Below are 23329 nucleotides of genomic sequence, written 5' to 3'. Positions count from 1 at the left end.
GTCTGTCTGCGGTAGGCGAGGCCTCGCCATCCGACGCGGATGGTCCCGTTTCGGCGGTGTTCTTGAAGTCCCGCGTGCCGTTTCCGAGTGGAGCCATCCGACCGGATGTCGCAGGAGTTACGCAGACGGCCCCGTTGGTTTCGTCACGTTGGACGATGCCATTTGGAATGGTGAAGGATGACGGTGCGTTCATTCGTTCGTTCCCCCGCGACACAGGTCCTCTTGAGGGAATGTTCGACGGCCAGCCCGTCACGGTCGGCAGTCAATGCCCGCAGGAGGTGCGTGCAGGCCAAGGCCGCGCGCTCAACTCAGCGCATGACACCCTACGCGCACATCTGCGGGCTGATGCGGACCGGAAAAGCCCGCTGAAATTACACTCGAAAATACGCTCTGACATCCCCTTCGCAATGCGAGGATACCCAAAAAACTCCGTTCAGGAAAACTTTTTAACCAAACCGTTCAGTGCCGGTCCGTGTCCACCACGTCGATGACCGTGCGCCCGCCGTCCACCATCACGACCTGCCCGGTCATGAAACGCGAGGCGTCGGCGGCAAGGAAGTGGACCGCTTCCGCCACTTCGCCTGCTTCCGCGATGCGGCCCAGCGGCGTCCCGTGGATCACCTCTTCGCGCAGGGTGGGCTCGGCCGAGCAGGCCTCGCGCAGGCTGGCGGACATGACCGACCCGAAGCCGACCGCGTTCACCCGGATGCGGTGCGGGGCGAGGGCGACGGCGAGCGAGCGCGTCATCTGCTCCAGCGCGGCCGATGCGATGGAGAATCCCATGAGCTGGGGCCGGGTGCGGATCGCGGCGATGGAGGTAAGGTTGACGATGGCGCCGATGGACTGCGGCTCGTCCTCGCCCGCCTCGTCCTTTGCCTGCTGGATCATCCGCTTGGCGACCGCCTGGCTCAGCTTGAGCGCGGTCATCAGGTTCTGGTCGATCAGCGCCTCGACGGTCTTGTCGTCGCTGTCGAGCGGGTCCATCGCCATGACCTGCCGCGAGGCGTTCACGAGGATATCGACCCGGTCGAACGCGTCGATGGTCGCCGACAGCAGGTTCGCGATCGTCAGCTTTTCGCGCAGATCGCCCGCGAAGATGCGCACGTTCGAGGCGTCCTCGTCCACCGCATCCTCGCCCGCGTCGGGAAGGACATCGCGGTCGGGATTCGCACCGAATTCCCCCGCCAGCTTGATCTCATCCATGTCGGCGCACATGACGCGCGCGCCGGAGTCTGCGAAATGCCGGGCGATGGCAAGGCCGACGCCGTTCGCGGCACCTGTGACGATGACGCTCTTGCCCGAGATGGAGAAGGACATTCAGGACTCCCGATTCTTGCCGGTCAGGTTAGGGGGATTCAGGGGCGGGCGCGATGGGGTTTGGCGGCCCGGATGACCTTGAACCCCGGCGTGCCGCCGATGGTCTCGACCTCGCGGAAGTGTTCCGCGAGCGTGTCTTCATAAGGCAGATGGCGATTGGCGACCATCCAGAAAACGCCGGCGGGGGCCAGCATGGCGGCGGCGGACCGGATAAAGGCGCGGCCCAGGCCCGGATCGCCCGCGCGCCCGGTGTGGAAGGGCGGGTTGCACACGACCACGTTGGCAGGGGCGGTCGGGCGGAACTGGGTGGCGTCGGCCCAGTGGAAAGTGGCGCGCGGATCGGTGATGTTTTCGCGCGCGCAATCGAGTGCGGTCAGGTCGGCCTCCACGAGGTCGAGCGCCGTGACGGCGTCGGACTTCAGAATCGCGCGCGACAGGTAGCCCCAGCCTGCGCCGAGGTCGACGACATGGCCCGACAGCGCCGGCAGGTCGTCGAGCAGAGCGCGCGACCCCTTGTCCGGCCCGTCCGCCGAAAAGACGCCGGGGCGCGTGACGAACCCATCCACGTCGCTCGGCGCGGCGGCCCAGTCGGCCAGCGCCGGGGCGGCCAGCCAGAAGATCTTGCCATGCGCCTTGGACAGGACATGGTCGGGCGTCGCGATCTTCTTGACCGCCTTCAGGATCGAATCGACTCCGTCGGTCTTCTGCCCGTCGACGACAAGGAGGTCGGCACATCCCGCAGCTTCGGCCAGCAGGGCGCGCGCGGCGTCCTTCGCCCGGGGCAGGACGACAAGGGCGACGGCGTAATGCCCCTCGGGCTCCTGAAGCACGCGGTAACCAAGTCCCTGCCAATAGGCGACGTCCGGGTAGAACCGGCTCACCACCTCGACCCGCGCCTGTTCGAGCGCGGAGAGGTCGAATCCGGTGGGCGGCGCGAAGACGGCGATGCGGCCCTCGGGCAGCACGAGCGCGCCGGTGTCCAGCGCGTGGGTCAGACGTGAGTGCGACATGGGGGGCGGGTTATTCCCGTTCCATCGTGCATTGCAACGGATGCTGGTGCTGGCGGGCCATTTCCATGACCTGGTTCACCTTGGTCTCGGCGATCTCGTAGGAGAACACCCCGACCACGGCCAGCCCGCGCTTGTGCACGGTCAGCATGATCTCGAACGCCTGCGCGTGGTTCATGCCGAAGAAGCGCTCCAGCACCATGACTACGAATTCCATCGGCGTGAAATCGTCGTTCAGCAGGAGCACCTTGTAGAGCGGCGGACGCTTTGACTTCGACTTGGGTTTGACCGCAAGTTGCGTATCACCCCCCGGCGGGTCGTCGTCCTGTCCAGCCATGACAATGGTCTCGGTCCGCAAACTGCTCTCCTGCTAGGCTCGGTGCCTTGTTGGAGAGGACAATATAATGGGTGGGGCGGGCAAATAAAGGGGGCCTCGCAAGAGGAGCCATCACAATGGCACGAAAAATAAAGACAATCGCATTCGATGCCGACGATACGCTCTGGCAGAACGAGCAGTTCTTCCGCCTGACACAGGAACGATTCGCGGATCTGTTGCGCGACCATGCCGCGCCGGACCACCTTGCCGAGAGACTGCTGGCGGCCGAGCGACGCAACCTCGGGCACTATGGTTTCGGCATCAAGGGTTTCATGCTGTCGATGATTGAAACCGCCATCGAGGTGACCGAGGCGCGGGTGCCCTCCAGTGTGATTGCCGAAATCATCGCGGCAGGGCAGGACATGCTCTCGCACCCGATCGAACTTCTCCCCGATGCCCGCGAGACGGTGGAGGCTCTGGCGGACGATCACCATATCCTCCTCGTAACCAAGGGTGATCTGCTCGATCAGGAGCGCAAGCTCGCGCAATCCGGGCTGGGCGACCTGTTCGACGGGGTCGAGATCGTGTCCGACAAGAAGCCTGCCACATATCACGCGATATTCGCCCGCCATGACATCCGGCCCGAGGCCGCGATGATGGTGGGCAACTCGCTCAAGTCAGACGTGATCCCAGCGATCGAGGCGGGGGCCTGGGGCACCTACGTTCCCCATGACCTGACCTGGGCGCTGGAACATGCCGAGCCGCCCACGGGCGAGGCGCGGTATCACGAAATCGCCCGGCTGGGCGAGCTTCCGGGAGTGCTGGACTCGCTTTCCTGAGCCGAACTGACGGGGGTCAGTGCGCCGGTAATTTTGCAATCACTGGCGCCACAATCACGCCACAATCAAGCATCTGGGGCCGCACCGACTGGTACACGCAACATCTGGATCGCCGCGCTTCAAGAATCGTGAAAGCGTTTGAGACTTAACTGTTTTCCCGTTTCGGGCGCCGTGCTATCTTTATCCACAGGCAGATAAAAAAACCGGGCGCAAAAAAACCAGCTCGGGAAATGAGGCAGTGATGGCAAGCGACGCGTATCGTCGTCTCGGGCAATGGGCCCGGTTCTCTCTCGTATTCATCGTGGTGGCGCTTGCGCTGACGCTGACGCCAGCCCGGGCCGCGCCCTACGCCGCAATGGTGATCGACGCCCGCACGGGTGAGGTGATCCATTCGCGCAATGCCGAGTCCAGGCTACACCCCGCTTCACTCACCAAGATGATGACCCTTTACGTCGTGTTCGAGGCGGTTCAACACGGGGAAATCTCGCTGGACTCGATGGTCACGATCTCGGCCAACGCCGCCTCCGAGGTGCCTTCCAAGATCGGGTTCCGGCAGGGGCAGAAGGTGCGGCTGCGCCACCTGATCCGGGCCGCCGCCGTCAAGTCGGCGAACGATGCCGCAACGGCCTTGGGCGAGGCGATCTCAGGTTCCGAGAGCGCCTTCGCTACGCGGATGAACCGGACGGCCAAGGCGCTGGGCATGAACGAGACGAATTTCGTGAACATGCACGGGCTGACGGCCAGCACGCACCTGTCCAGCGCGCGTGACATGACCACGCTGGGGCGGCACCTGTTTTTTGACTATCCGCAGTACTACAACCTCTTCTCGCGCCAGAGCGCGGATGTGGGGGTGAAGACGGTGTCGAGCACCAATCGGCGTTTCCTGTCCACCTACGAGGGCGCGGACGGGATCAAGACGGGCTATACCCGGGCCTCGGGCTCCAACCTGACGGCGAGCGCTCGGCGCGGCTCAAAACACATCATCGCGACGATCTTCGGCGGTACGTCCGGCCCGTCGCGCGACGCGCAGATGGCGGAGCTTCTGGACATGGGCTTCTCCCGCGTGGGCAATAACGTGGCGGTGCGGCCGCCCTCCAAGCCGCCCTACATGGGCAATACCGGCACCGGGGCCACCGCGCCGCTGGTCGCGAACAACGAGTTCGACGAGCCGGGCGGAGCAGGCAAGACGATCCGCGTCGTCGGTGCGCCCGTGCGCTCCATCCGGCCCGCGCCCCGTCCGGGCAGCGCGCTGGACCCGGATACGTCCGAGACCGTGAACGAGGTCATCGCGAATATCCTCGCAGCGCCCGAAGAGGAAGTGCCGGAGCGGCTCGCCGAGGCCGAGGCCGTGGCGGAAGCCGAAGTGGCGGGTGCCGATGTGACCCCCGCCGTCGAGGAGGTGCCCGTGGGCGCCGCACAGGCCGCAGCACCCGTCATCAACGCCTCCCTCGCCGCGCCGGAGATCGCGCCGGTCCCACCGCCGCGCCCGGAGGACATGATCCTCGTCAACGTCGAAAGCGCGACCACCGCGCCGCGCACACCGGAATTCGTGACCCGCATGTCCACCTCGGGCGGACGCCACTGGGGCATCAACGTCGGCGTTTTCCCGGCGCAATACGAGGCCGAGCGCGTCCTCCTGCGTACCGCGCTGAGTGAGCTGGCCACGCTTGGCGAGGCGTTGCGCAAGGTGTCCAAGTCGCGCACCGGGTTCAACGCGAATTTCGTGGGGATGACCAAGGAGGGCGCGGAACTCGCCTGTCGCAGACTGGCCGCGCGCGACACCACCTGCCAGGTCATCGAAGCGGGTCAGCAAGGGTAGCCGGGTTCGCCCGCGGCATTTGCCGGCTAGACCGGCCCCCGGCCTACATCGACGCGCCGTCCGCCGCCTTGATCTCAAAGGCCGCGGCCATCAGCGCGCGGGTGTAGTCGGTCTTGGGTGCGTCGAAAATCTGGTCCGCATCGCCCTGCTCGACCACGTCGCCCGACTTCATCACAAGCACCTTGTGGGCGAGCGCACGCACGACCTTGAGGTCATGGCTGATGAACAGGTAGGCCAGCCCGTATTTCTTCTGAAGGTCGCGCAGCAGGTCCACGATCTGCACCTGCACGGTCATGTCGAGCGCAGAGGTCGGCTCGTCCAGCACCACGAGGCGAGGGCGCAGGATCATGGCGCGGGCAATGGCGATGCGCTGCCGCTGGCCGCCCGAGAACTCGTGCGGGTAGCGGTGCATGGTAATCGGATCGAGGCCCACCTCGGCCATGATCTCGGCCACCATCTCGCGCTTGTTACGGCCCGGCTCGATCCCGTGGACACCCAGCCCCTCGGCGATGATCTCCTCGCAGGTCATGCGGGGGGAGAGGGAGCCATACGGGTCCTGAAACACGATCTGCATGTCGCGGCGCAGCCGTCGCAGGTTCTTGGCCTTCCAGTTCTGGATGTTGTCGCCCAGGAACACCACCGGCCCCTCGGACGAGATCAGCCGCATGACGGCGAGCGCCAGCGTCGTCTTGCCAGACCCGGATTCACCCACGATCCCCACCGTCTCGCCCGCGCGGACCGAGAAGGAGGCCGCGTTCACCGCCTTGATATGCCCCACCGTCTTGCGCATGAGCCCCCGCTGGATCGGGAACCAGATGCGCAGGTCCTTGGCCGATGCGATTTCCTCGGCGTCGGCGGGAACGGGGAGTGGCTTGCCGGTCGCTTCGGCCGACAGCAGCATCTTGGTGTAGGGGTGCTTGGGCGCGTCGAAGATTTCCTTCGTATCGCCGGCCTCGACGATCTCGCCGTCCTTCATCACGTTCACCCGGTCCGCGAACTTGCGCACGATGGTCAGGTCATGCGTGATGAACAGGAGGCTCATGCCCTCGGACTTGATGAGATCTGCCAGCAGGTCGAGGATCTGTGCCTGGATCGTGACGTCGAGCGCCGTCGTCGGCTCATCCGCGATCAGAAGGTCCGGGCCGTTAGAGAGCGCCATCGCAATCATCACGCGCTGACGCTGGCCGCCCGAAAGCTGGTGGGGATAGCTTTTGAGCCGCGTCTCCGGGTCCGGGATTCCGACCTTGTCGAGCAGTTCGATGATGCGCCGTTCGACCGCCGCGCCTTCGAGCCCCTGATGCAGTTCGATGGTTTCCTTCAGTTGCTTTTCCAGCGTGTGGAGCGGATTGAGCGATGTCATCGGCTCCTGAAAGATGAAGCTGATGTCATTGCCGCGTGTCCGCCGGAGTTCCTTGTCAGATGCGCCGACCATCTCGCGCCCGTCATAGGTGATCGAGCCTTGAATGCTCGCGCTGTCGGGCAGGAGCGACACGGTGGACAGGGCCGTCACCGACTTGCCCGACCCGGACTCGCCCACGAGTGCGACCGTCTCACCCTTTTTCACGTCGAAGGACACGCCCTTGACCGCCGGGATCGTCACCCCGTCCTGCGTGAAGCTGACGCGGAGGTCTTTCACGTTCAGAAGGCTCATTGAAAGGTCTTTCGCGGGTCGAAGGCATCGCGCACGCCTTCGAAGATGAAGACGAGGAGCGACAGGAGCACGGTGAAGGTCACGAATGAGGTGAAGGCGAGCCAGGGGGCCTGAAGGTTCTGCTTGGCCTGCCGGGTCAGTTCCCCCAGCGACGGCGCCGAGGAGGGCAGGCCGTAGCCGAGGAAGTCGAGCGCGGCGAGCGTGCCGATCGTGCCGGTGATGATGAAGGGCAGCATGGTCAGCGTCGCCACCATCGCGTTGGGCAGCATGTGGCGGAACATGATCGTGCGGTTCGACACCCCCAGTGCCTTTGCCGCGCGGACGTATTCGAAATTGCGCGCGCGCAGGAACTCGGCGCGCACCACGCCCACGAGGGCCGGCCAGCCGAACAGGATGGTCACGAACACCAGAAGCCAGAAACTTCGTCCCAGAATGGCGAACAGGATGATGATGACGTAGAGCGACGGGGTAGAGGCCCAGATTTCCAGAATGCGCTGGAAGATAAGGTCGAGCCAGCCGCCGAAATAGCCCTGAACCGCACCCGCCGCGACGCCGATGAGCGCGGTGGCCACGGTCACGATGATGGTGAAGAAAACCGACAATCGGAATCCGTAGATCACCCGCGCAAGCACGTCGCGGGCCGTATCGTCGGTGCCGAGCCAGTGGTCTGAGTCCGGGGCCGACGGGGCGGCGGTGCCGATGTCGTTGATCGTGTTGTAGCTGTAGGGGATCGGCGGCCAGAGGAGCCAGCCTTTCGTGATCTGTTCGCCCGCGATCTCGCCGTCCTGCGCGTCCTCGATCGTGCCCTCGGGGTCGTCCCAGCACCGCTCTGATCCGGCGGCGACGATGAGGCACTCGACCTCGATGTCGGCATAGACCGCCTCGGTCCTGAAATCGCCGCCGAAATCCGTTTCCGGGTAGAACCGGAAAATCGGCATGTGCAGGTCGCCCTGGTAGGACACGAGGATCGGCTTGTCGTTCGCGATGAACTCGGCCAGCAGCGACAGTCCGAAGACGATCGAAAAGATGATGAGCGACCAGTAGGCGCGCCGGTTGCGCGTGAAGTTGCGCCAACGGCGCTGGTTCAGAGGCGACAGGAACGGCTTGCGGCGCTTGGACTCGGGGATCTCGTGCGGATCGGTGTGCGATGCGCCTGCGGGCGCCGGGGCCGTCTGCGCCGGTTCACGGGCATTGGTGCGCGGATCGGCCATGCTCAGGCCTCCCGCTTCTCGAAGTCGATGCGGGGATCGACGAAGACATACATCAGGTCGGACAGGATGTTCACGACGAGGCTGATGAGGCCGAAGACGAAGAGTGTGCCGAAGATCACGGGGTAATCACGGGCCACCGCCGCCTCGAACCCGAGACGCCCAAGCCCGTCGAGCGAAAAGATCGTCTCGATGATGAGGGACCCGGCGAAGAAGACCGAGATGAAGAGGCCGGGGAAGCCCGCGATGACGATGAGCATGGCGTTGCGGAAAACGTGACCGTAAAGCACACGGCTTTCCGACACGCCCTTGGCGCGGGCCGTCACGACATACTGCTTCTTGATCTCGTCGAGAAAGCTGTTCTTGGTCAGCAGCGTCAGCGTGGCGAAGCTTGCGATGGTCGTTGCGAAAACCGGCAGCGCGATATGCCAGAAGTAGTCGAGCACTTTGCCGATCAGACTTAGATCCTCGAAATTGTCCGACGTCAGCCCCCTGAGCGGGAAGATCTGCCAATAGGTGCCGCCCGCGAACAGGACGAGCAACAGGATCGCGAACAGGAAACCGGGGATGGCGTAGGCCACGATGATCAATCCGCTCGTCCAAGTATCGAAGGTCGAGCCATCGCGCACCGCCTTGCGGATGCCCAGTGGGATCGAGATCAGATAGGCGATGACGGTCGACCACAAGCCCAGAGAGATCGAGACCGGGAGCTTTTCGGCCACCAGTTCGAACACGCCGATGGACCTGAAATAACTCTCGCCGAAGTCGAGACGCATATAGTTCCAGATCATCCCGAAAAACCGTTCCAGCGGCGGCTTGTCGAAGCCGAATTCGCGCTCCAGCTCCTCGATGAACTCAGGGGGGAGGCCGCGCGCGCCCGCATAGTCGCTGGACCCCTGCGCGCCGGCCTCGCCGCCGCTGTTGGCGCCGAAGTCGCTAGGCCCGCCGGAGATCGCGCCGAATACGTCGCCCTCACCATCGATGCGGGCGATGATCTGCTCGATCGGCCCGCCGGGGACGAACTGCGTCAGGGTGAAGTTGATGACCATGATCCCGAACAGGGTCGGGATGATGAGCAGCAACCTGCGGAAGATATAGGCGCCCATGAGGTCGGTTATTCCTTAGCGGAGAACACCGGCGTCAATCAGCGCCTGATGCTTGTCGGCGTCATACCACCAGAAGTCGAGGTAGCCCATGTCCAGCGGCGGGATCGTCTCGGGTTTTCCGTACATGTCGAAATAGGCGACGGTGTGAACCGGCTTGAACCACTGCGGCACCATGAACCCGATGGAGCGCAGGGTGCGGTCGAGCGCATGGACCGAGGATTCCAGCGTTTCAAGCGTTTCGGCCCCAACGATCGAGGGGATGATCCGGTCGACCGCTTCGTTGCGCAGCCGCATGAGGTTGCGGGAACTGTCGTCGGCGGTCTTGGAGTGGAACCACTGTTCCAGCCCGATACCCGGTTCGAAGCCCATCGAGAAGCCGTGGCTCGTCATGTCGAAGTCGCCGGCCCGGCGGTTCTCGACATACTGCGCGGTGTCCACACGCTCCAGCTCGGCATTGACGCCCAGCTGTTCCAGATTCTCGATATAGGGGTTGATGATCCGGTCGAAATTCGGGTCGTAGGACAGGATTTCGAGCGTCAGAATATCGCCCGCCTCGTTGCGGCGGACGCCGTCATCGCCGGGAATCCAGCCCGCGTCTTCAAGAAGGCGGCCAGCGGCGCGGAAGGTGCCGCGTGCCGGGCGGTTCTGATCCGCTTCGTTGACCGGCGGCACCGGCGCCTCTTCGGTCAGGATCGCGGCATCGAGCAGACCCTCGTCGACCAGCGGCTCGAGGATTTCAAGCTCGGCCTCGGACGGCGTGCCACGCGCGGCGAGGTCAGTGCCGGGCCAGAAGGAATCCACCCGGTCATAAAGACCGTAGAACAGTGCCTGGTTCGACCATTCGAAGTTGAACATCATCGCGATGGCGTCGCGCACCCGCTTGTCCTGCCACGTTTCGCGGTCGAGGTTGAAAATGAAGCTCTGGGCCGTGCCCACGGTGCCGTCGGGGATCTCTTCCTTCACGACGTAACCGTCGTTGAGGTTCGGAAAGTCGTAACCCGTCGCCCAGATGAGCGACGAATTCTCGACGCGGAACGTGAAAGCGCCGGCCTTGAACGCCTCGAAAGCGGCCTGGCTGTCAGCGAAATATTCCACGCGGATTCGGTCGAAGTTGTTACGCCCGACCTGAAGCGGATGCTCCGCCGCCCAGTAGTCGGGATTGCGGGAATAGACGATCTGCCGGTTGAAGTCCTTGGACTCCAGAACATAGGCACCGGTGGACATGAACGGTTCTTCCGAACTGTCGTCGAGCCGGGCGCCGGTCTCCTCGAACCAGTCCTTCGAAAAGACAGGGGTGCCGCCCGCAAAGCCGATCCGCTCGCGGATCGGGGCCTCGTCGGTGAAGGTGAACTTGATCGTGTGGTCGTCGATCACGTCGACGTCCTCGATAAAGCCCTCGACGATGCGGCGATACTCGGTGATCCCCTGCTCGAGGAACAGGTTGAACGAGAACTCCACGTCCTCGGCCACCATCGGCTCGCCATCCGCGAAGGTCACGTCGTCGCGCAGGTTGAACGTCACCCACTTGAGATCCTCGGGATACTCCATCGTCGTGCAGATGAAGCAGTAGAGGCCATAGGGGTCGTCCGCGGTCGAGATCACGATGCTCTCGGAGCCGATCGTGGCCAGCGCCGCCGAGACGCCCTTGCGCGAATAGTTGTTGAAGCTGTCGAAGGTCCCCATCGCGGAAATCGAGATCTCGCCACCCTTGGGCGCGTCCGGGTTCACATAATCCAGATGCTCGATGTCAGGGCCGTACTTCACCTCGCCGAAATTGGAGAACGCGTGGGTTTCGGTCGTGTCCTGCCCCCGGGCGATCTGGGCCCCTGTAAGAACCACCGCGGACGACAAAAGAAGCGCCTTGAGAAGCGGGGCCGGGTTCGGCGCGGTATCGGTGCGGGTGGCAGGGCGCGCGGGGCGGGGCGTCATGGCGTCTCCTCTGAGCTCGGTGCAGACCGGTTGCCGTGAAGGCTAAGCCCGCACTGCCCTGACATTCAAGGCGAGAATTCGTGAGCTAAGTTGCGGGAACATTACAGGGAGAACGTGAAAGGGCCGCCCCGGTTGCCCGGCGCGGCCCCTGAAATGTCGTCATGTCCAGCGTGATCAGCCCGGGTTCGCCTCAAGATAGGCGATGACATTGGCGCGGTCCTCGATATCGTTCAGGCCCGAGAAGGTCATCTTGGTGCCGTTGATGTCGCTGCGCGGGTTCTCGAGGAATGCGTTCAACTCTTCCGGGGTCCAGCTGCCTTCGACCGAGGCCATCGCGTCGGAATAGGAGAAATCGCCGACGGCGGCGACTTCGCGGCCGACCACACCGTCGAGATGCGGGCCGGTGCCGTTGGTGCCGTCGAGCTTGTGGCAGGATTTGCACTTGTTGTAGACCCGCTCGCCCGCGCCGGCATCGGCTTCGGCGAACACTTCTTCAAAGCTGACTTCGACGGCCTCTTCGCCACCGTCTTCGCTGCTCTCTTCGAGGTTGGCGATCACATAGCCCTGGCTGTGTTCTTCAGCCTCGTCACCATGCCCCTCGGCCTCGCTCATATAGAGCGCGTCCGCACCCCAGCTGGCGAAGAGAAAAATCAGGAGGGCGGCGCATACGGCGGCGCCGGCCTTGGTGAAGGTCATTGTGTCGAACATGTCGCGTTCCATCTGAAGCCTAGTCTCGCGGGTGTCTACACGCTTTAACCCGGACGTTTCAAGCGGTATGAGGCGCGACGAATTGCGACATCGTGTCTGAGCGCAGACCATGAACCGGGAGGGCAGGCCGTGACGGGGAAGATAGCGTTCCAAGGCGAACCGGGGGCCTATTCCCATGAGGCCTGCATCGACGCGCGCCCCGACATGGAGGCGATCCCCTGCGCCACCTTCGAAGACGTGATCGAGGCGGTGCGTTCGGGCGCGACGGATCTGGCGATGCTGCCGGTGGAAAACTCCACCTACGGGCGGGTGGCCGACATCCACCGCCTGCTGCCGGAAAGCGGGCTGCATATCCTCGACGAAGCCTTCGTCCGGGTGCGGATTTCGCTGATGGGGGCGCCGGGGGCCAGGCTTGAGGACGTCAAGGACGTGCGCGCCCACCTCGTGCTGCTGCCTCAGTCCGCACAATTCCTGAAGCGTCACGGTATCCGTGGACACGCCGCCGCCGACAGCGCCGGGGCCGCCGCCGACCTGGCCGCGCACCGCACCGTCGGGGAGGGCGTGCTCGCTTCGACGCTGGCCGCCGAGATCTACGGCCTCGACGTGCTTGCGCGCGACATCGAGGACCACGGCCACAATACGACCCGCTTCGTCATCATGGGGCGGGACCTGAGCCTTGAACGGCGCGGCGAAAAGATGATGACCACCTTCGTCTTCGAGGTCCGCAACATCCCGGCGGCGCTCTACAAGGCGATGGGCGGCTTCGCGACGAACGGTGTGAACATGACCAAGCTGGAAAGCTACATGATCGACGGGTCGTTCACCGCCACGCGCTTCTACTCCGACATCGAAGGCCACCCGGACGACCCGGAAGTGGCGCGCGCGCTGGACGAGCTTGGCTACTTCACCAACAACCTCGACATTCTCGGCGTTTATCCCGCCGACCCGCGCCGCGACGGCTGAAAGTCTGCGAAAGGGGCGCGCTCACGCGCGCGCTCGATGTCTCGGCCCCGTGCGAGGCACGGGCCCTCGGGCCGCGCGGGTGTCTGCGAAGGGATCAGTGCCAGTCGAAAAAGCCCGGCCCGGCGCGCTCCAGCAGCTTGCGCGCCATCTCGCGCCCCATGTCGGGGCCGTCGGCGACGGGGCCGCTCATTTCATCCGACAGCGCCTCAGACCCGTTGGTGCGCAGCACTTCGCCCCGGAGCCTCATCGTGTCACCGTCGAGTTCCGCAAGCCCCGCGATGGGCGTCTCGCAGGAGCCGTCCAGTTCGGCGAGGAACGCGCGTTCTGCCGCAAGCCGCTGGCCGGTGGGGCCGTGGTGGATGGCGGTAAGCATCTCGGCGGTCGCGTCGTCATGGGCGCGCCGTTCGATCCCGATGGCGCCCTGTGCGATGGCCGGCAGCATGTCCTCGGGCGCGATGGCGCCGTGGGGCACCTCGGGCAACATGCCCAGCCGGGTCAGCCCGGCCATGGCAAGGAACGTGGCCTCGGCCACCCCGTCACGCAGCTTGGCGAGCCGGGTCTGCACGTTGCCCCGGAACTCCACGACCTGAAGGTCCGGGCGACGGTTGAGCAACTGGGCCTTGCGTCGCAGGGACGACGTGCCGACCACCGCGCCCTCGGGCAGATCGTGGATGCCGCCGCTGCCCAGCGACACGAAAGCGTCCCGCGTATCCTCGCGCGGGAGGTAGCAGTCGAGCGTGAGGCCCGGCGGCTGCTCGGTCGGCATGTCCTTCATCGAATGGACCGCGATGTCGATCAGCCCGTTCATGAGCTGGTCCTCGATCTCGCGGGTGAACAGCCCCTTGTTCCCGATCTCCTTGAGCGGCCGGTCCGCCGCGATCATCGCGCGGTCGTCACCGGTGGTCTTGATGACGACGATCTCGAACGCGGTCTCGGGCAGCCCGAAAGCGATCGCCAGCCGGTCGCGGGTCTCATAGGCCTGCGCCAGCGCGAGCGGCGAGCCGCGGGTGCCGATCTTCATCGGTTTGGTCGGGTCGGGAAGAGTCACGGTCATGCAACCCGTTTAGACGCGGCCTGAGGCCCTGTCCATGCCCCCGCGTCTTGACATATGGGCACGGAAAGCGGACCCAAGCCGTGATAGCGAAAGGACCACGAATGACCAAGCTTCTCATGCGCGCGCTGGCGGGCGAAACGCTTCCGACGCCCCCGATCTGGATGATGCGGCAGGCAGGCCGCTACCTGCCGGAGTACCGCGCGACCCGTGAGAAGGCCGGGGATTTCCTGTCTCTGTGCTACAATCCCGAGCTTGCGGCCGAGGTGACGCTGCAACCGATCCGCCGTTTCGGTTTCGACGCGGCGATCCTGTTCGCCGACATCCTGCTGGTGCCGCAGGCGCTGGGCGCGGACCTGTGGTTCGTCACCGGCGAGGGGCCGCGCCTGTCGACGATCACGGGGGAAGATGACTTTGCCAAGCTTGGTGGGGTCGACGATATCCACGACACGCTTGGCCCGGTCTATGAAACCGTCTCGATCCTGTCGCGCGAACTGCCCTCCGAGACCGCGCTGATCGGCTTCGCCGGCGCACCGTGGACCGTCGCGACTTACATGGTGGCCGGGCGCGGTACGCCCGACCAGGGACCGGCCCATGCACTTAAGGACACGAACCGAGACCTCTTCATCCGCCTCATCGACCGGATCACCGAGGCGACGATCGAATACCTTTCACGACAGGTCGCGGCGGGCGCCGAGACGGTCAAGATCTTCGACAGCTGGGCAGGCTCGCTCAAGGGGCAGGACTTCGACGACTTCGCTCTGGCACCGACAAAGCGGATCATCAGCGAGCTCAAGGACCGCCACCCCGGCCTTCCGATCATCGCGTTTCCGCGTGAGGCGGGCGAACGCTACATCGGCTTCCACAAGGCGACGGGCGCGGATTGCGTCGCGGTCGACAACTCGGTTTCGGCCGAATGGGTCGCGGCGAATGTGCAGGTGGACGGCTGCGTTCAGGGCAACCTCGCCTCCAGCCACATGGTCACCGGCGGTCAGGCTCTGGTGGATGAGGCACAGGCCATCACCCGCGCCCTGCGCGGCGGGCCGCACATCTTCAACCTCGGTCACGGCATCACGCCGGATGCGGACCCCGACAATGTCGCGAAGATGATCGACGCGGTGCGCAGCGCCTGAGCCGCGGCGCAATGCAAAGACGAGCTTGAATGGCAACTTTTCCCTGTGGCTCCCCGGGGACTAGGGTCCGCCCACGTCCGCACCTTCGGACAGGCAATCAGAGCACGGTGATTCAATGACGACGCAAGGCACACCCCGTCCGAACCCGATTCTCGACGTGTTGCTCGACGACCTGCCGGAGGTGCAGCCACCGCATTTCGCCGGCCTGTCACATGTGCTGGGCGACTGCGTTCCCGACGAAAACGTGGGCCAAGTCGCGGTGCTGGATCATGTCGCCGCGCAGGTTCCAAAGTCCGGGTCGTTCCGTGTGCTCGACCTCGGCTGCGGGTTCGGAAAGTCGAAGGCCTTTTTCGATGACCTGAACGCGGACCTGCACTGGAACGGCGTCGACATCTCGGAACGCTGGGACGTCGAGGACGAGACCTTCCAAAAGGCCTGCAAGACCTACAACGGCGTCGACATCCCGTTTGAGAAAAACACCTTCGACATGGTCTTCAGCACCCAGGTGTTCGAGCATGTCCGCCTTCCCGAGCCGCTTCTGAAAGAGATCAGGCGTGTGCTGAAGCCGGGCGGGGTCTTCACGGGAAGTGTGTCGTGCATGGAGCCTTTTCACATGCGCAGCATCTTCTGCTTCACGCCCTACGGCTGGAAGACGATCCTCGAAGATGCAGGCCTTCCCCTGAGGTTCCTTGCGAGCGGGGTGGACGGTGTGTCGCTGTCGCTGTGGCATTTTCACCGGCACCTCGATCAGGGCCGGATCTTCCGAAACTCGAACCTGAACGCCGCCATCGACGCGGTGGTCGAGCGTGACGGGCTCGACTGGCGGTCCGGCAACGTGATGAAGCTCATGTTTTCAGGGCAAATGGTGTTCACCGCGCAGGCCAAGTGACCGACCATGACGGGGCCCAAGGCTGCGGGGTAAGGTGAGAGGCTGGACAACGACCCAAGCGGGGCTCGTTACGGCTGCTTCCTTCCGGACCTGACCGGGTTGGCGAGGTGCTTGCCCGCGCCAACCTCTCGAGCCGTTACATAGGTGACTCGCGCCTGCGGATCAAGGGATCGGTTTGACACTGCCGGACGGCCTGCGCATACCCGACGGGATGCGGCGCGGGGAGGACAAGATGGACCTGAGTGAACTGGCCTTCGGTGGCGGCGGGCTCGACCGCGCGGCGCATCTCAGGGGCGAGGCGTCGGCTCTGCGCGCCTCCGGTTCGGCGCAGGTTTTGCCGATCTGGCGGGGCCGCCCTCTCATGGCGGGAGTGTCGGGGCCGGGCGGTGATCTGCACCTTGAACTGCTCGCCGTCGACCACCCCCTCATCACCGAACACGACCCCCAGTGGATCTATCTGGGCCATCAGGACGGCGCCCCGCTGTTCGCCGCCGATATTTCGGCCATGCCGGCCTACAGCCATGCGGCCGATGGCGGCCCCGGCGATCCGGGCATGGACATGCCGGCCCCGCCGTTGGGCGTGCTGCCCGAGGATGCGCGCTTTCCGGACCTGCGGTCCGCACTCGCGGGCCTCACGCCGTTCGAAAGCGAACTGGCGGCCACCGCGCGGGGCATCCTCGAATGGCACCGGTCGCACGGGTTCTGCGCTGCCTGCGGCACGCGATCCGAGATCGACGAGGCCGGGTGGCGGCGCAGTTGCCCTGCCTGCGGCCGTCTGCATTTCCCGCGCACCGACCCGGTGGTCATCATGCTCGTCACCTCCGGCAATTCGGTTCTGCTCGGGCGCTCGCCGGGCTGGCCCGAAGGGATGTATTCCCTGCTTGCGGGCTTCATGGAGCCGGGCGAGACGGTGTCTGCTGCCGTCGCGCGGGAGGTGGCGGAAGAAACCGGCGTCCGCGTCGGCCCCTCCGCGATCCTCGCGACCCAACCCTGGCCCTTCCCGGCCTCGCTCATGATCGGGTGCCATGCCGAGGCGTTGAGCCTTGAGATCGACGTCGACCCGACAGAGATCGAACACGCGCTCTGGGTCACGCGTGAGGATCTCGTGGACGTCTTCGCGGGCACGCATCCGGTGATCCGCAGACCGCGCCGGGGCGCCATTGCGCAGGTCCTGATGAAAAATTGGCTTGCCGGGACGCTGTAGCTGCCTCAGAATCGCCGTCAAACAACGATAACCGGGCGGCGAAACGCCCGGACGACGGGTAGCGAGCGAAAAAAGGGACAGGCATGAAACTCACCACGCGCGAGGATATCGCGGCGCCGATCGAGGCGGTGTTCGCCAATGTGGCCGACTTCGGCTGGTTCGAACGGGCCGCGATGCGGCGCGGGGCCGAGGTGGTGCGCACGGATTCGCTTGAAACGCCGGGGGCGGGCATGTCCTGGCATGGCGAGTTCCAGTATCGCGGGCGCGAACGCAAGGCGGACGTGGACCTGATCGAATATGACCCGCCCAATGCGCTCACATTCCTCATGCGCGCCGCGGGGCTTGAGGTCGAAATGGCCGTGGACCTCGTCGCCATGTCGCGCACCCGCACGCGGATGAACGTCACGCTTGAGGCGACGCCGCGCACGATTCCGGCGCGGCTGATGATCCAGTCCGCCAAGCTGGCCAAAACCAACATCCAGAACCGCTACCGTCGCCGGATCGCCGAATACTGCGCCGAGCTCGAAGAACGGTGCCAGTCGCGCGGGTTCTGATCGGCCTCAGTCCGGGATGACCTTGCCGGGGTTGAGGATGCCCTTGGGGTCAAGCGCGCCCTTGATCGCGCGCATGACATCCAGGGCGACCGGGTTCTTGTGCCGGGCCATCGACCCCAGCTTGTAAATCCCGATCCCGTGTTCCGCCGAGAACGAGCCGCCGAGTTCCGCGACCAGCGCGTCCTGCGCCTCGGACGCCTGCGCCGTGAGCGCTTCGGTCTTTTCGGGCGCATAGGCCACATAATGCACGTTCCCGTCGCCGAGATGCGCGACGCAACTGTCCTGCACGCCCGGCGCGATACCGGCCATGCGCGTGCCGATCTCGTCAAAGAACCGCGTCAGACTGTCGAGGGGCAGGGCGATGTCGCCTGTGAAGAGCGGAGATTCCCCGCCCACGAGCACCTCGGAGGCACGTTCGCGCCGGTCCCACATCGCCGCGCGCTGAGTGTCGTTCTGCGCGATGACCGCGTCGGCCACCCGGCCCGCCTCCATTTCATCCGCAAGGACGGTCTCCAGCGTTTCGGTGAGCGCCGCATCCCCCGCCAGTTCCACGAGGACATTGACCTCGTGTGCCGCCTCGAAGGGTTCTCGGGCGTCCGCGACCTTGGCAAGATGGCGGGCGACGTAGCTGCGTGGCATGTATTCGCAGGCCTCGACGGCCCCGCCGGACGCCTCCTGCAACCGGTTCAGCATGACCAGCGCCGCGTCGAGCGAAACCGGCGCGACCATTGCCGTCGCCCGGTGGGCGGGCGCGGCGGCGAGCTTCAGGACAGCCGCCGTGATAATGCCCAAAGTGCCCTCGGCCCCGATCATCAGATCACGCAGGTCATAGCCGGAGTTGTCCTTGTGCAGCTCCCCCAACAGGTCCATCACGCGCCCGTCGGCCAGCACGACCTCGAGCCCGAGGCATTGGGCGCGGGTGTTGCCGTACCGCAGGACGTTGGAGCCGCCCGCATTGGTGGACAGGATGCCGCCCACCATCGCCGATCCGCGCGCGCCGAAAACGACAGGAAAGACGAGGCCCACCTCGTCCGCCGCCGCGCGTATGGTGTCGAGGATCACGCCTGCCTCAGCGATGGCGACCCGCGCCTCGGGCTTCACGGCGCGGATGCGGTTCATCCGCTCCAGCGACAGCATCGCCGCGCCGTCGTTGAACGTGCCGCCGGACACGCCGGTGTTGCCAGAGACCGGAATCACGACCTGACCCACCTCATGCGCGAGCGCCATGAGCGCCGACACTTCGTCTGTGGAGGCCGGGCGCAGCACGCACAGCGGGGTCGAGGTGTATTGCCCCTGGGCATCGTTGGCATACCGGGCCATGTCCGCCCCGGTCAGCACATGCGACTCGCCTATGATCGCGGTCGCCCGCTCGATGAAACCCATAGTCTCCTCCCCCCGTCCGGGCGAGGGGCGGTCAGACCGCCTGGCTGTGCCCGGCTTCGTTCATTTCATAGGCGTCGAAATAGCGGGCGATGATCCGGGCGAGCGGCCGCGCGTCGGGCCGGATCGACAGGACACCGTCGTCAAGCGACACTGTGCCGGGCAGAGTTTCGGCCAAGCCGTCGGCCAGCGCAAGCGCAGTGGCAGGATCTTCCCCAAGACCGCGGGCGATGGCGGGCAGGTCGGCCTCGAAATCGCACAGAAGCGCCTCGATCACCCGGCCCCGCAGGATGTCGTAACCGGTGAAGGCATGGCCGCGCGACGTGGCGAACTGGCCTGCACGCACACGCTCCTGATAGGCCGACGTGGCGGGCGCGTTCTGCGCATAGCCCTGCGGAAAGCGCGAGATCGAGGACGCCCCGAGACCGATCAGCACCTCGGCGCTGTCCTCCGTATAGCCTTGGAAATTGCGCCGCATGGTGCCGTTCTTCTGCGCCGTTGCGAGGCCGTCCTCGGGGCGGGAGAAATGGTCGATACCGATCTCGTCATACCCGTCCGCGACGAACAGGTCGCGTGACAGGCTGTAAAGCTCCAGCCGGTCCTCGGGCGACGGCAGCGCCTCGGTCGGAATGAGCGACTGACGCCGCGCCATCCACGGCACATGGGCGTATCCGAAAAGCGCGATCCGGTCAGGCTTGAGCGAGATGACCTTCTTCACCGAATCCGTCATGCGGGCACGGGTCTGGTGCGGCAAGCCATAGAGCAAGTCGATATTGAGCGACGGCACACCGCGCGCCCGCAGGCCATCGACCGCCGCCTTTGTGATCTCGAAGCTCTGGGGTCGCCCGATGACCTCCTGGATCATGGGGTCGAAATCCTGCACGCCCAGCGACGCCCGGTTGAGCCCGGCGGCCACCAGCGCGTCCATCCGCGCGTCGTCGATTTCGTTCGGGTCGATCTCGACCGAGAACTGTGCGCCGTCTCCCAGCGGGGCCGCGTCGAAGATGGCGCGCGACAGGCGGTCGATCATCGTCGGATCGAGCAGCGTCGGGGTTCCGCCGCCCCAGTGCAGATGACTGATCGTGATGCCTTCCGGGAGCGTCTTTTTCAGCGCCGCCAATTCTTGAGTTAGCGAATCAACATAAGCCTCGACCGGGCTCAGCGTGCTCGTCCCTTGCGTGCGACACGCACAGAACCAGCACAACCTGCGGCAGAATGGCACATGCAGGTAGAGCGAAATCTGCGATCCGTCGGGAATCGCGCGAATCCAATTACTTACCGTCTCGCCGCCGATGCCGCCGGCAAAATGCGGGGCTGTCGGATAGCTGGTGTAGCGGGGCACTCGCGCATCAAAAAGGCCGAGTTTGCGAAGTTGCGTCAGGTTGTCCATTGGCGTAGGGTTAAAGCCAACTTTCGCGCGTGACATTGATACGGATCAAATGGTCTAAGCTATGGGTTCACTCCACCTAGATCTCAAGGATTGCGGCCAGTGCCCGATCCGCCACCGTGCCGTCTGTTCGCGCTGCGAACCGGACGAGCTCGAGGTGCTTGAGGACATCAAGTACTACCGCAGCTACGAAGCTGGGCAGCCGATCCTCTGGGCCGGCGACCATATGGAGTTCGTGGCCTCGGTTGTCACCGGGATCGCGACCCTCAGCCAGACGATGGAAGACGGGCGCACGCAGATGGTGGGCCTTCTCCTGCCGTCCGATTTCATCGGGCGGCCGGGCCGCGAAACAGCAGCGTTCGACGTGGTGGCCGTTTCGGACGTGACCCTGTGCTGTTTCCGCCGCAAGCCCTTCGAACACCTCATGACGAGCACGCCGCACATCGGACAGCGCCTGCTGGAAATGACGCTGGACGAGCTCGACTCGGCGCGCGATTGGATGCTGGTTCTGGGCCGCAAGACGGCGCGCGAAAAGATCGCGAGCCTGCTTTTGATCGTGGCACGGCGCGATGCGCTCCTGCGCAAACAGCTTCCCTCCGATGGCATGATTTTCGATCTGCCGCTCACGCGTGAGGCGATGTCGAATTACCTCGGCCTCACGCTGGAAACCGTGAGCCGCCAGATTTCGGCGCTGCGAAAGGCTGAAATCATCCAGCTGGAAGGCAAGCGTCGCGTGATCGTGCCCGACCTCGAAGCCCTGATTTCGGAAACCGGCGACGACGTGGACGGCGGGCTGATCGTCTGACCGGCCCGCAGGGCCTGTGTCCGTAAACTTTGCAGTTGCGCTTGCCGCCGCCGTCGGCGCCCGCCCTGCAACGCCGCTTTACCCCGAAAAAAAGGCCGGTGGGAGAACCACCGGCCAAGTCCTTCAGGGAGGAAAACGTGTCTTCAGTGCCTCAATGCGCGAGGAGCAGAGGACGTTCCGTCGATTCGAGCATATTTCTCGTCGCGCCGCCGAGGATCGATTCACGGAAGCGGGAGTGGCTGTAGGCCCCCATGATGATCATGTCGGCGTCGATGTCGTTGGCGTGGCGGGCCAGAACGTCGGACACGCGCGGCATCGTCTTCGACAGCACCGACAATTCCGCCCGCACGCCGTGGCGTGACAGGAACTGGCTCAACGGCCCGCCGGGGTCCGAGCGTTCGGGGCCGTGCTTCGGCGGGTCGATGATGGCGATATTGACCGTGCCCGCGGCCTTGAGGAAGGGCAGGGCGGCCTTGACCGCGCGCAGCGCCTCGCGGCTTTCGTTCCAGCCGATCAGAATGCGGTCGACCTTTTCCGGGAACTCGTGTCCGTCCGGCTGGATCAGGACCGGCACGTCCGCCTCGAACATTGCCGCCTCGGTGACCGCCTCAAGGTCATGGCCCCGCCCTTCGCCGTAAGGCTTCGGCAGGACGACGAGATCCGAGAACCGGGTGCGCAGCGCGATGAGTTGGTTCACCGCTACCATCTGGGCCGACAGGCCCGTGACGGACCAGTTGAAACCGGCACCCTTCAGCGTCTTGCGGGCGTGATCTTCGAGGGCCAGCGCATCTTCCTGCGCCTGGGCGAGGCTGTCTTGCATCACCACGGCGGTCGCGCCGGCGTAGTAAAAACCCGGCTGCGTCATGTCGAGGCCAAGGCAGAGCGCGTCCAGATGGGCATCGTTCGCGGCTGCAATCCGCATTGCTGCACTAAACGCGGAAGTTGAGTTTTGGATATCCGTTACAACCGTGGTAATGGATCGGTAGGCCATGGGAGCAACCCTTTTGCGGACTGTGGCCGGGAAAACCAGCGGCCGGGGGAAAGTGTCGGGAGCATGGTGCAGGGCAGATGGCCGTTGCGCTTTGACTTGGGTCAAATCGCTAATTTCACAAAGCCCTGAGGGTTTTGACATGGATCAAGGTTACTTCCCCCCCGACACATCAAAACCCCAGTCAGTCGAAAAGCGCGGGCGGGTCTGGATTCGTCTCCTGTCCGAACCGCGTAGTGAAAGACACGAAGGGACGTAAAATGTGGGATTACCTCAAACTGGTGATCTTCGGCCTGATTGCACTTCTGGCCGCGATCGCCACCACCTATGCCCGCGATCTCGCCTATCTGGTCCACGCCATTCTGGTCGTGGCGATCGCGGGTGGCCTGTTCATCTATACGCTGCGGCGTATGGGGCATGAACCGGCTCCGAAAACCGGCTACCTCGACGGACCCATCCGGGTCGGGGCAGCCTTGACCGCCTTCTGGGGCGTCGTGGGCTTCCTCGTGGGGACCTACATCGCCTTCATGCTGGCGTTTCCCCAGCTCAACTTCGCCTGGGCGGAAGGCTTCCTCAACTTCGGGCGGCTGCGTCCGTTGCACACCTCGGCGGTGATCTTCGCCTTCGGGGGCACGGCGCTCATCACCTCGTCCTTCTACGTGGTCCAGCGCACCTCGGGTGCGCGGCTCTGGAATGATGGCCTCGCCTGGTTCGTGTTCTGGGGCTACCAGATCGTGATCCTGCTCGCCGCGACCGGCTATGTCCTCGGTTCCACGCAGGGCAAGGAATACGCGGAACCCGAATGGTACACCGACCTGTGGCTGACCATCGTCTGGGTGGGCTACCTCGTCCTCTTCATGGGCACGCTCATGAAGCGGAAAGAGCCCCACATCTACGTTGCCAACTGGTTCTACCTCGCCTTCATCGTCACCATCGCGCTGCTGCACGTCGTGAACAACCTGTCGATCCCGGTCTCGATCTTCGGCTCCAAGTCGGTTCAGGTCTTCGCGGGCGTTCAGGATGCGATGACGCAGTGGTGGTACGGCCACAACGCCGTGGGCTTCTTCCTGACCGC

21 protein-coding genes and 1 other RNA gene are annotated in these 23329 nt (G+C 64.7%); 9 read left to right on the top strand and 13 right to left on the bottom strand.

The window, feature by feature from the left end; translation table 11 throughout:
• Window positions 1–459 precede the first annotated feature (459 nt).
• From B2585_RS11730 to clpS, 3 genes are read right to left on the bottom strand one after another with little or no spacing between them, the layout of a single operon-like run.
• Window positions 460–1317 (bottom strand): SDR family NAD(P)-dependent oxidoreductase, encoded by an 858-nt coding sequence (locus B2585_RS11730; RefSeq protein WP_292023249.1) that lies wholly within the window; start codon window positions 1315–1317, stop codon window positions 460–462.
• Between the two features lie 38 nt (window positions 1318–1355).
• Entirely contained in the window at window positions 1356–2327 is a 972-nt protein-coding gene (locus tag B2585_RS11725) for a class I SAM-dependent methyltransferase (protein ID WP_292023247.1), read from the bottom strand.
• A 10-nt stretch (window positions 2328–2337) separates the two neighbouring features.
• Window positions 2338–2661, bottom strand: a complete 324-nt coding sequence (clpS, locus tag B2585_RS11720; RefSeq protein WP_292024033.1) for an ATP-dependent Clp protease adapter ClpS — start codon at window positions 2659–2661, stop codon at window positions 2338–2340.
• 116 nt (window positions 2662–2777) lie between these two features.
• Between clpS and B2585_RS11715 the strand changes: the two genes are divergently transcribed.
• Together B2585_RS11715 and B2585_RS11710 are read left to right on the top strand one after the other, a co-directional pair.
• The gene (locus tag B2585_RS11715; RefSeq protein WP_292023245.1) at window positions 2778–3479 is read left to right on the top strand and encodes an HAD family hydrolase; all 702 of its coding nucleotides are present in this window, start codon (window positions 2778–2780) and stop codon (window positions 3477–3479) included.
• A gap of 241 nt (window positions 3480–3720) precedes the next feature.
• A complete protein-coding gene (locus tag B2585_RS11710) occupies window positions 3721–5298 on the top strand; it encodes a D-alanyl-D-alanine carboxypeptidase family protein (RefSeq protein ID WP_292023243.1) in 1578 nt (525 codons plus the stop codon).
• Window positions 5299–5341: 43 nt separating this feature from the next.
• Here the strand turns inward: B2585_RS11710 and B2585_RS11705 are convergent, their stop codons facing one another.
• The 5 genes from B2585_RS11705 to B2585_RS11685 all read right to left on the bottom strand — a co-directional run bounded on the left by B2585_RS11705 (window position 5342) and on the right by B2585_RS11685 (window position 11900).
• Window positions 5342–6949, bottom strand: a complete 1608-nt coding sequence (locus B2585_RS11705; protein ID WP_292023241.1) for an ABC transporter ATP-binding protein — start codon at window positions 6947–6949, stop codon at window positions 5342–5344.
• Window positions 6946–8160 (bottom strand): ABC transporter permease, encoded by a 1215-nt coding sequence (locus B2585_RS11700; protein WP_292023239.1) that lies wholly within the window; start codon window positions 8158–8160, stop codon window positions 6946–6948. Before B2585_RS11700 ends, B2585_RS11705 begins: the two co-directional genes overlap by 4 nt.
• Window positions 8161–8162: 2 nt before the next feature.
• Window positions 8163–9263, bottom strand: coding sequence for a microcin C ABC transporter permease YejB (locus B2585_RS11695; protein WP_292023237.1), 1101 nt, complete (start codon window positions 9261–9263; stop codon window positions 8163–8165).
• A 15-nt stretch (window positions 9264–9278) separates the two neighbouring features.
• Window positions 9279–11192, bottom strand: coding sequence for an extracellular solute-binding protein (locus B2585_RS11690; protein WP_292023235.1), 1914 nt, complete (start codon window positions 11190–11192; stop codon window positions 9279–9281).
• Between the two features lie 174 nt (window positions 11193–11366).
• Window positions 11367–11900 carry a c-type cytochrome gene (locus tag B2585_RS11685; protein ID WP_292023234.1) on the bottom strand — a complete coding sequence of 178 codons (534 nt, stop codon included), beginning with the start codon at window positions 11898–11900 and terminating at the stop codon, window positions 11367–11369.
• 129 nt (window positions 11901–12029) lie between these two features.
• On the opposite strand from B2585_RS11685, the gene B2585_RS11680 reads away from it, so the two are divergent.
• The gene (locus B2585_RS11680) at window positions 12030–12863 is read left to right on the top strand and encodes a prephenate dehydratase (protein WP_292023232.1); all 834 of its coding nucleotides are present in this window, start codon (window positions 12030–12032) and stop codon (window positions 12861–12863) included.
• 94 nt (window positions 12864–12957) lie between these two features.
• Here B2585_RS11680 and hemC read toward each other — a convergent pair whose 3' ends face one another.
• A complete protein-coding gene (gene hemC / locus B2585_RS11675; protein WP_292023229.1) occupies window positions 12958–13917 on the bottom strand; it encodes a hydroxymethylbilane synthase in 960 nt (319 codons plus the stop codon).
• Window positions 13918–14018: 101 nt separating this feature from the next.
• Between hemC and hemE the strand changes: the two genes are divergently transcribed.
• Window positions 14019–15047, top strand: coding sequence for a uroporphyrinogen decarboxylase (gene hemE, locus B2585_RS11670; RefSeq protein WP_292023227.1), 1029 nt, complete (start codon window positions 14019–14021; stop codon window positions 15045–15047).
• A 115-nt stretch (window positions 15048–15162) separates the two neighbouring features.
• The gene (locus B2585_RS11665; protein WP_292023226.1) at window positions 15163–15936 is read left to right on the top strand and encodes a class I SAM-dependent methyltransferase; all 774 of its coding nucleotides are present in this window, start codon (window positions 15163–15165) and stop codon (window positions 15934–15936) included.
• A 33-nt stretch (window positions 15937–15969) separates the two neighbouring features.
• Here B2585_RS11665 and ffs read toward each other — a convergent pair.
• Window positions 15970–16066, bottom strand: an RNA gene (gene ffs, locus B2585_RS11660) — signal recognition particle sRNA small type.
• 102 nt (window positions 16067–16168) lie between these two features.
• Between ffs and nudC the strand changes: the two genes are divergently transcribed.
• Both nudC and B2585_RS11650 read left to right on the top strand, forming a co-directional pair.
• The gene (gene nudC, locus B2585_RS11655; protein ID WP_292023224.1) at window positions 16169–17140 is read left to right on the top strand and encodes an NAD(+) diphosphatase; all 972 of its coding nucleotides are present in this window, start codon (window positions 16169–16171) and stop codon (window positions 17138–17140) included.
• An 83-nt stretch (window positions 17141–17223) separates the two neighbouring features.
• Complete coding sequence (locus B2585_RS11650) at window positions 17224–17694, top strand: SRPBCC family protein (RefSeq protein WP_292023222.1); 471 nt, start codon at window positions 17224–17226, stop codon at window positions 17692–17694.
• Between the two features lie 6 nt (window positions 17695–17700).
• On the opposite strand, the gene B2585_RS11645 is transcribed toward B2585_RS11650, so the two are convergent.
• Both B2585_RS11645 and hemN read right to left on the bottom strand, forming a co-directional pair.
• Window positions 17701–19077 carry an FAD-binding oxidoreductase gene (locus tag B2585_RS11645; RefSeq protein ID WP_292023219.1) on the bottom strand — a complete coding sequence of 459 codons (1377 nt, stop codon included), beginning with the start codon at window positions 19075–19077 and terminating at the stop codon, window positions 17701–17703.
• A 31-nt stretch (window positions 19078–19108) separates the two neighbouring features.
• A complete protein-coding gene (hemN, locus tag B2585_RS11640; RefSeq protein ID WP_292023217.1) occupies window positions 19109–20464 on the bottom strand; it encodes an oxygen-independent coproporphyrinogen III oxidase in 1356 nt (451 codons plus the stop codon).
• Window positions 20465–20525: 61 nt separating this feature from the next.
• Here hemN and fnrL point away from each other — a divergent pair, with 61 nt between their 5' ends.
• On the top strand, window positions 20526–21266 hold the full coding sequence (gene fnrL, locus B2585_RS11635) for a transcriptional regulator FnrL (RefSeq protein WP_292023215.1): 741 nt from the start codon (window positions 20526–20528) through the stop codon (window positions 21264–21266).
• Window positions 21267–21417: 151 nt separating this feature from the next.
• Here fnrL and B2585_RS11630 read toward each other — a convergent pair whose 3' ends face one another.
• Window positions 21418–22257, bottom strand: a complete 840-nt coding sequence (locus tag B2585_RS11630) for a universal stress protein (RefSeq protein WP_292023213.1) — start codon at window positions 22255–22257, stop codon at window positions 21418–21420.
• A 257-nt stretch (window positions 22258–22514) separates the two neighbouring features.
• Between B2585_RS11630 and B2585_RS11625 the strand changes: the two genes are divergently transcribed.
• Window positions 22515–23329 (top strand): cbb3-type cytochrome c oxidase subunit I (locus tag B2585_RS11625; protein ID WP_292023210.1); only part of this gene is annotated, 815 nt, incomplete at its 3' end.

The sequence above is a fragment of the Maritimibacter sp. UBA3975 genome, assembly GCF_002384975.1.
Taxonomy (GTDB): Bacteria; Pseudomonadota; Alphaproteobacteria; order Rhodobacterales; family Rhodobacteraceae; genus Maritimibacter.
Note: the sequence above shows the minus strand (reverse complement) of the source record. Positions and strands in the feature narration are given on the sequence as shown.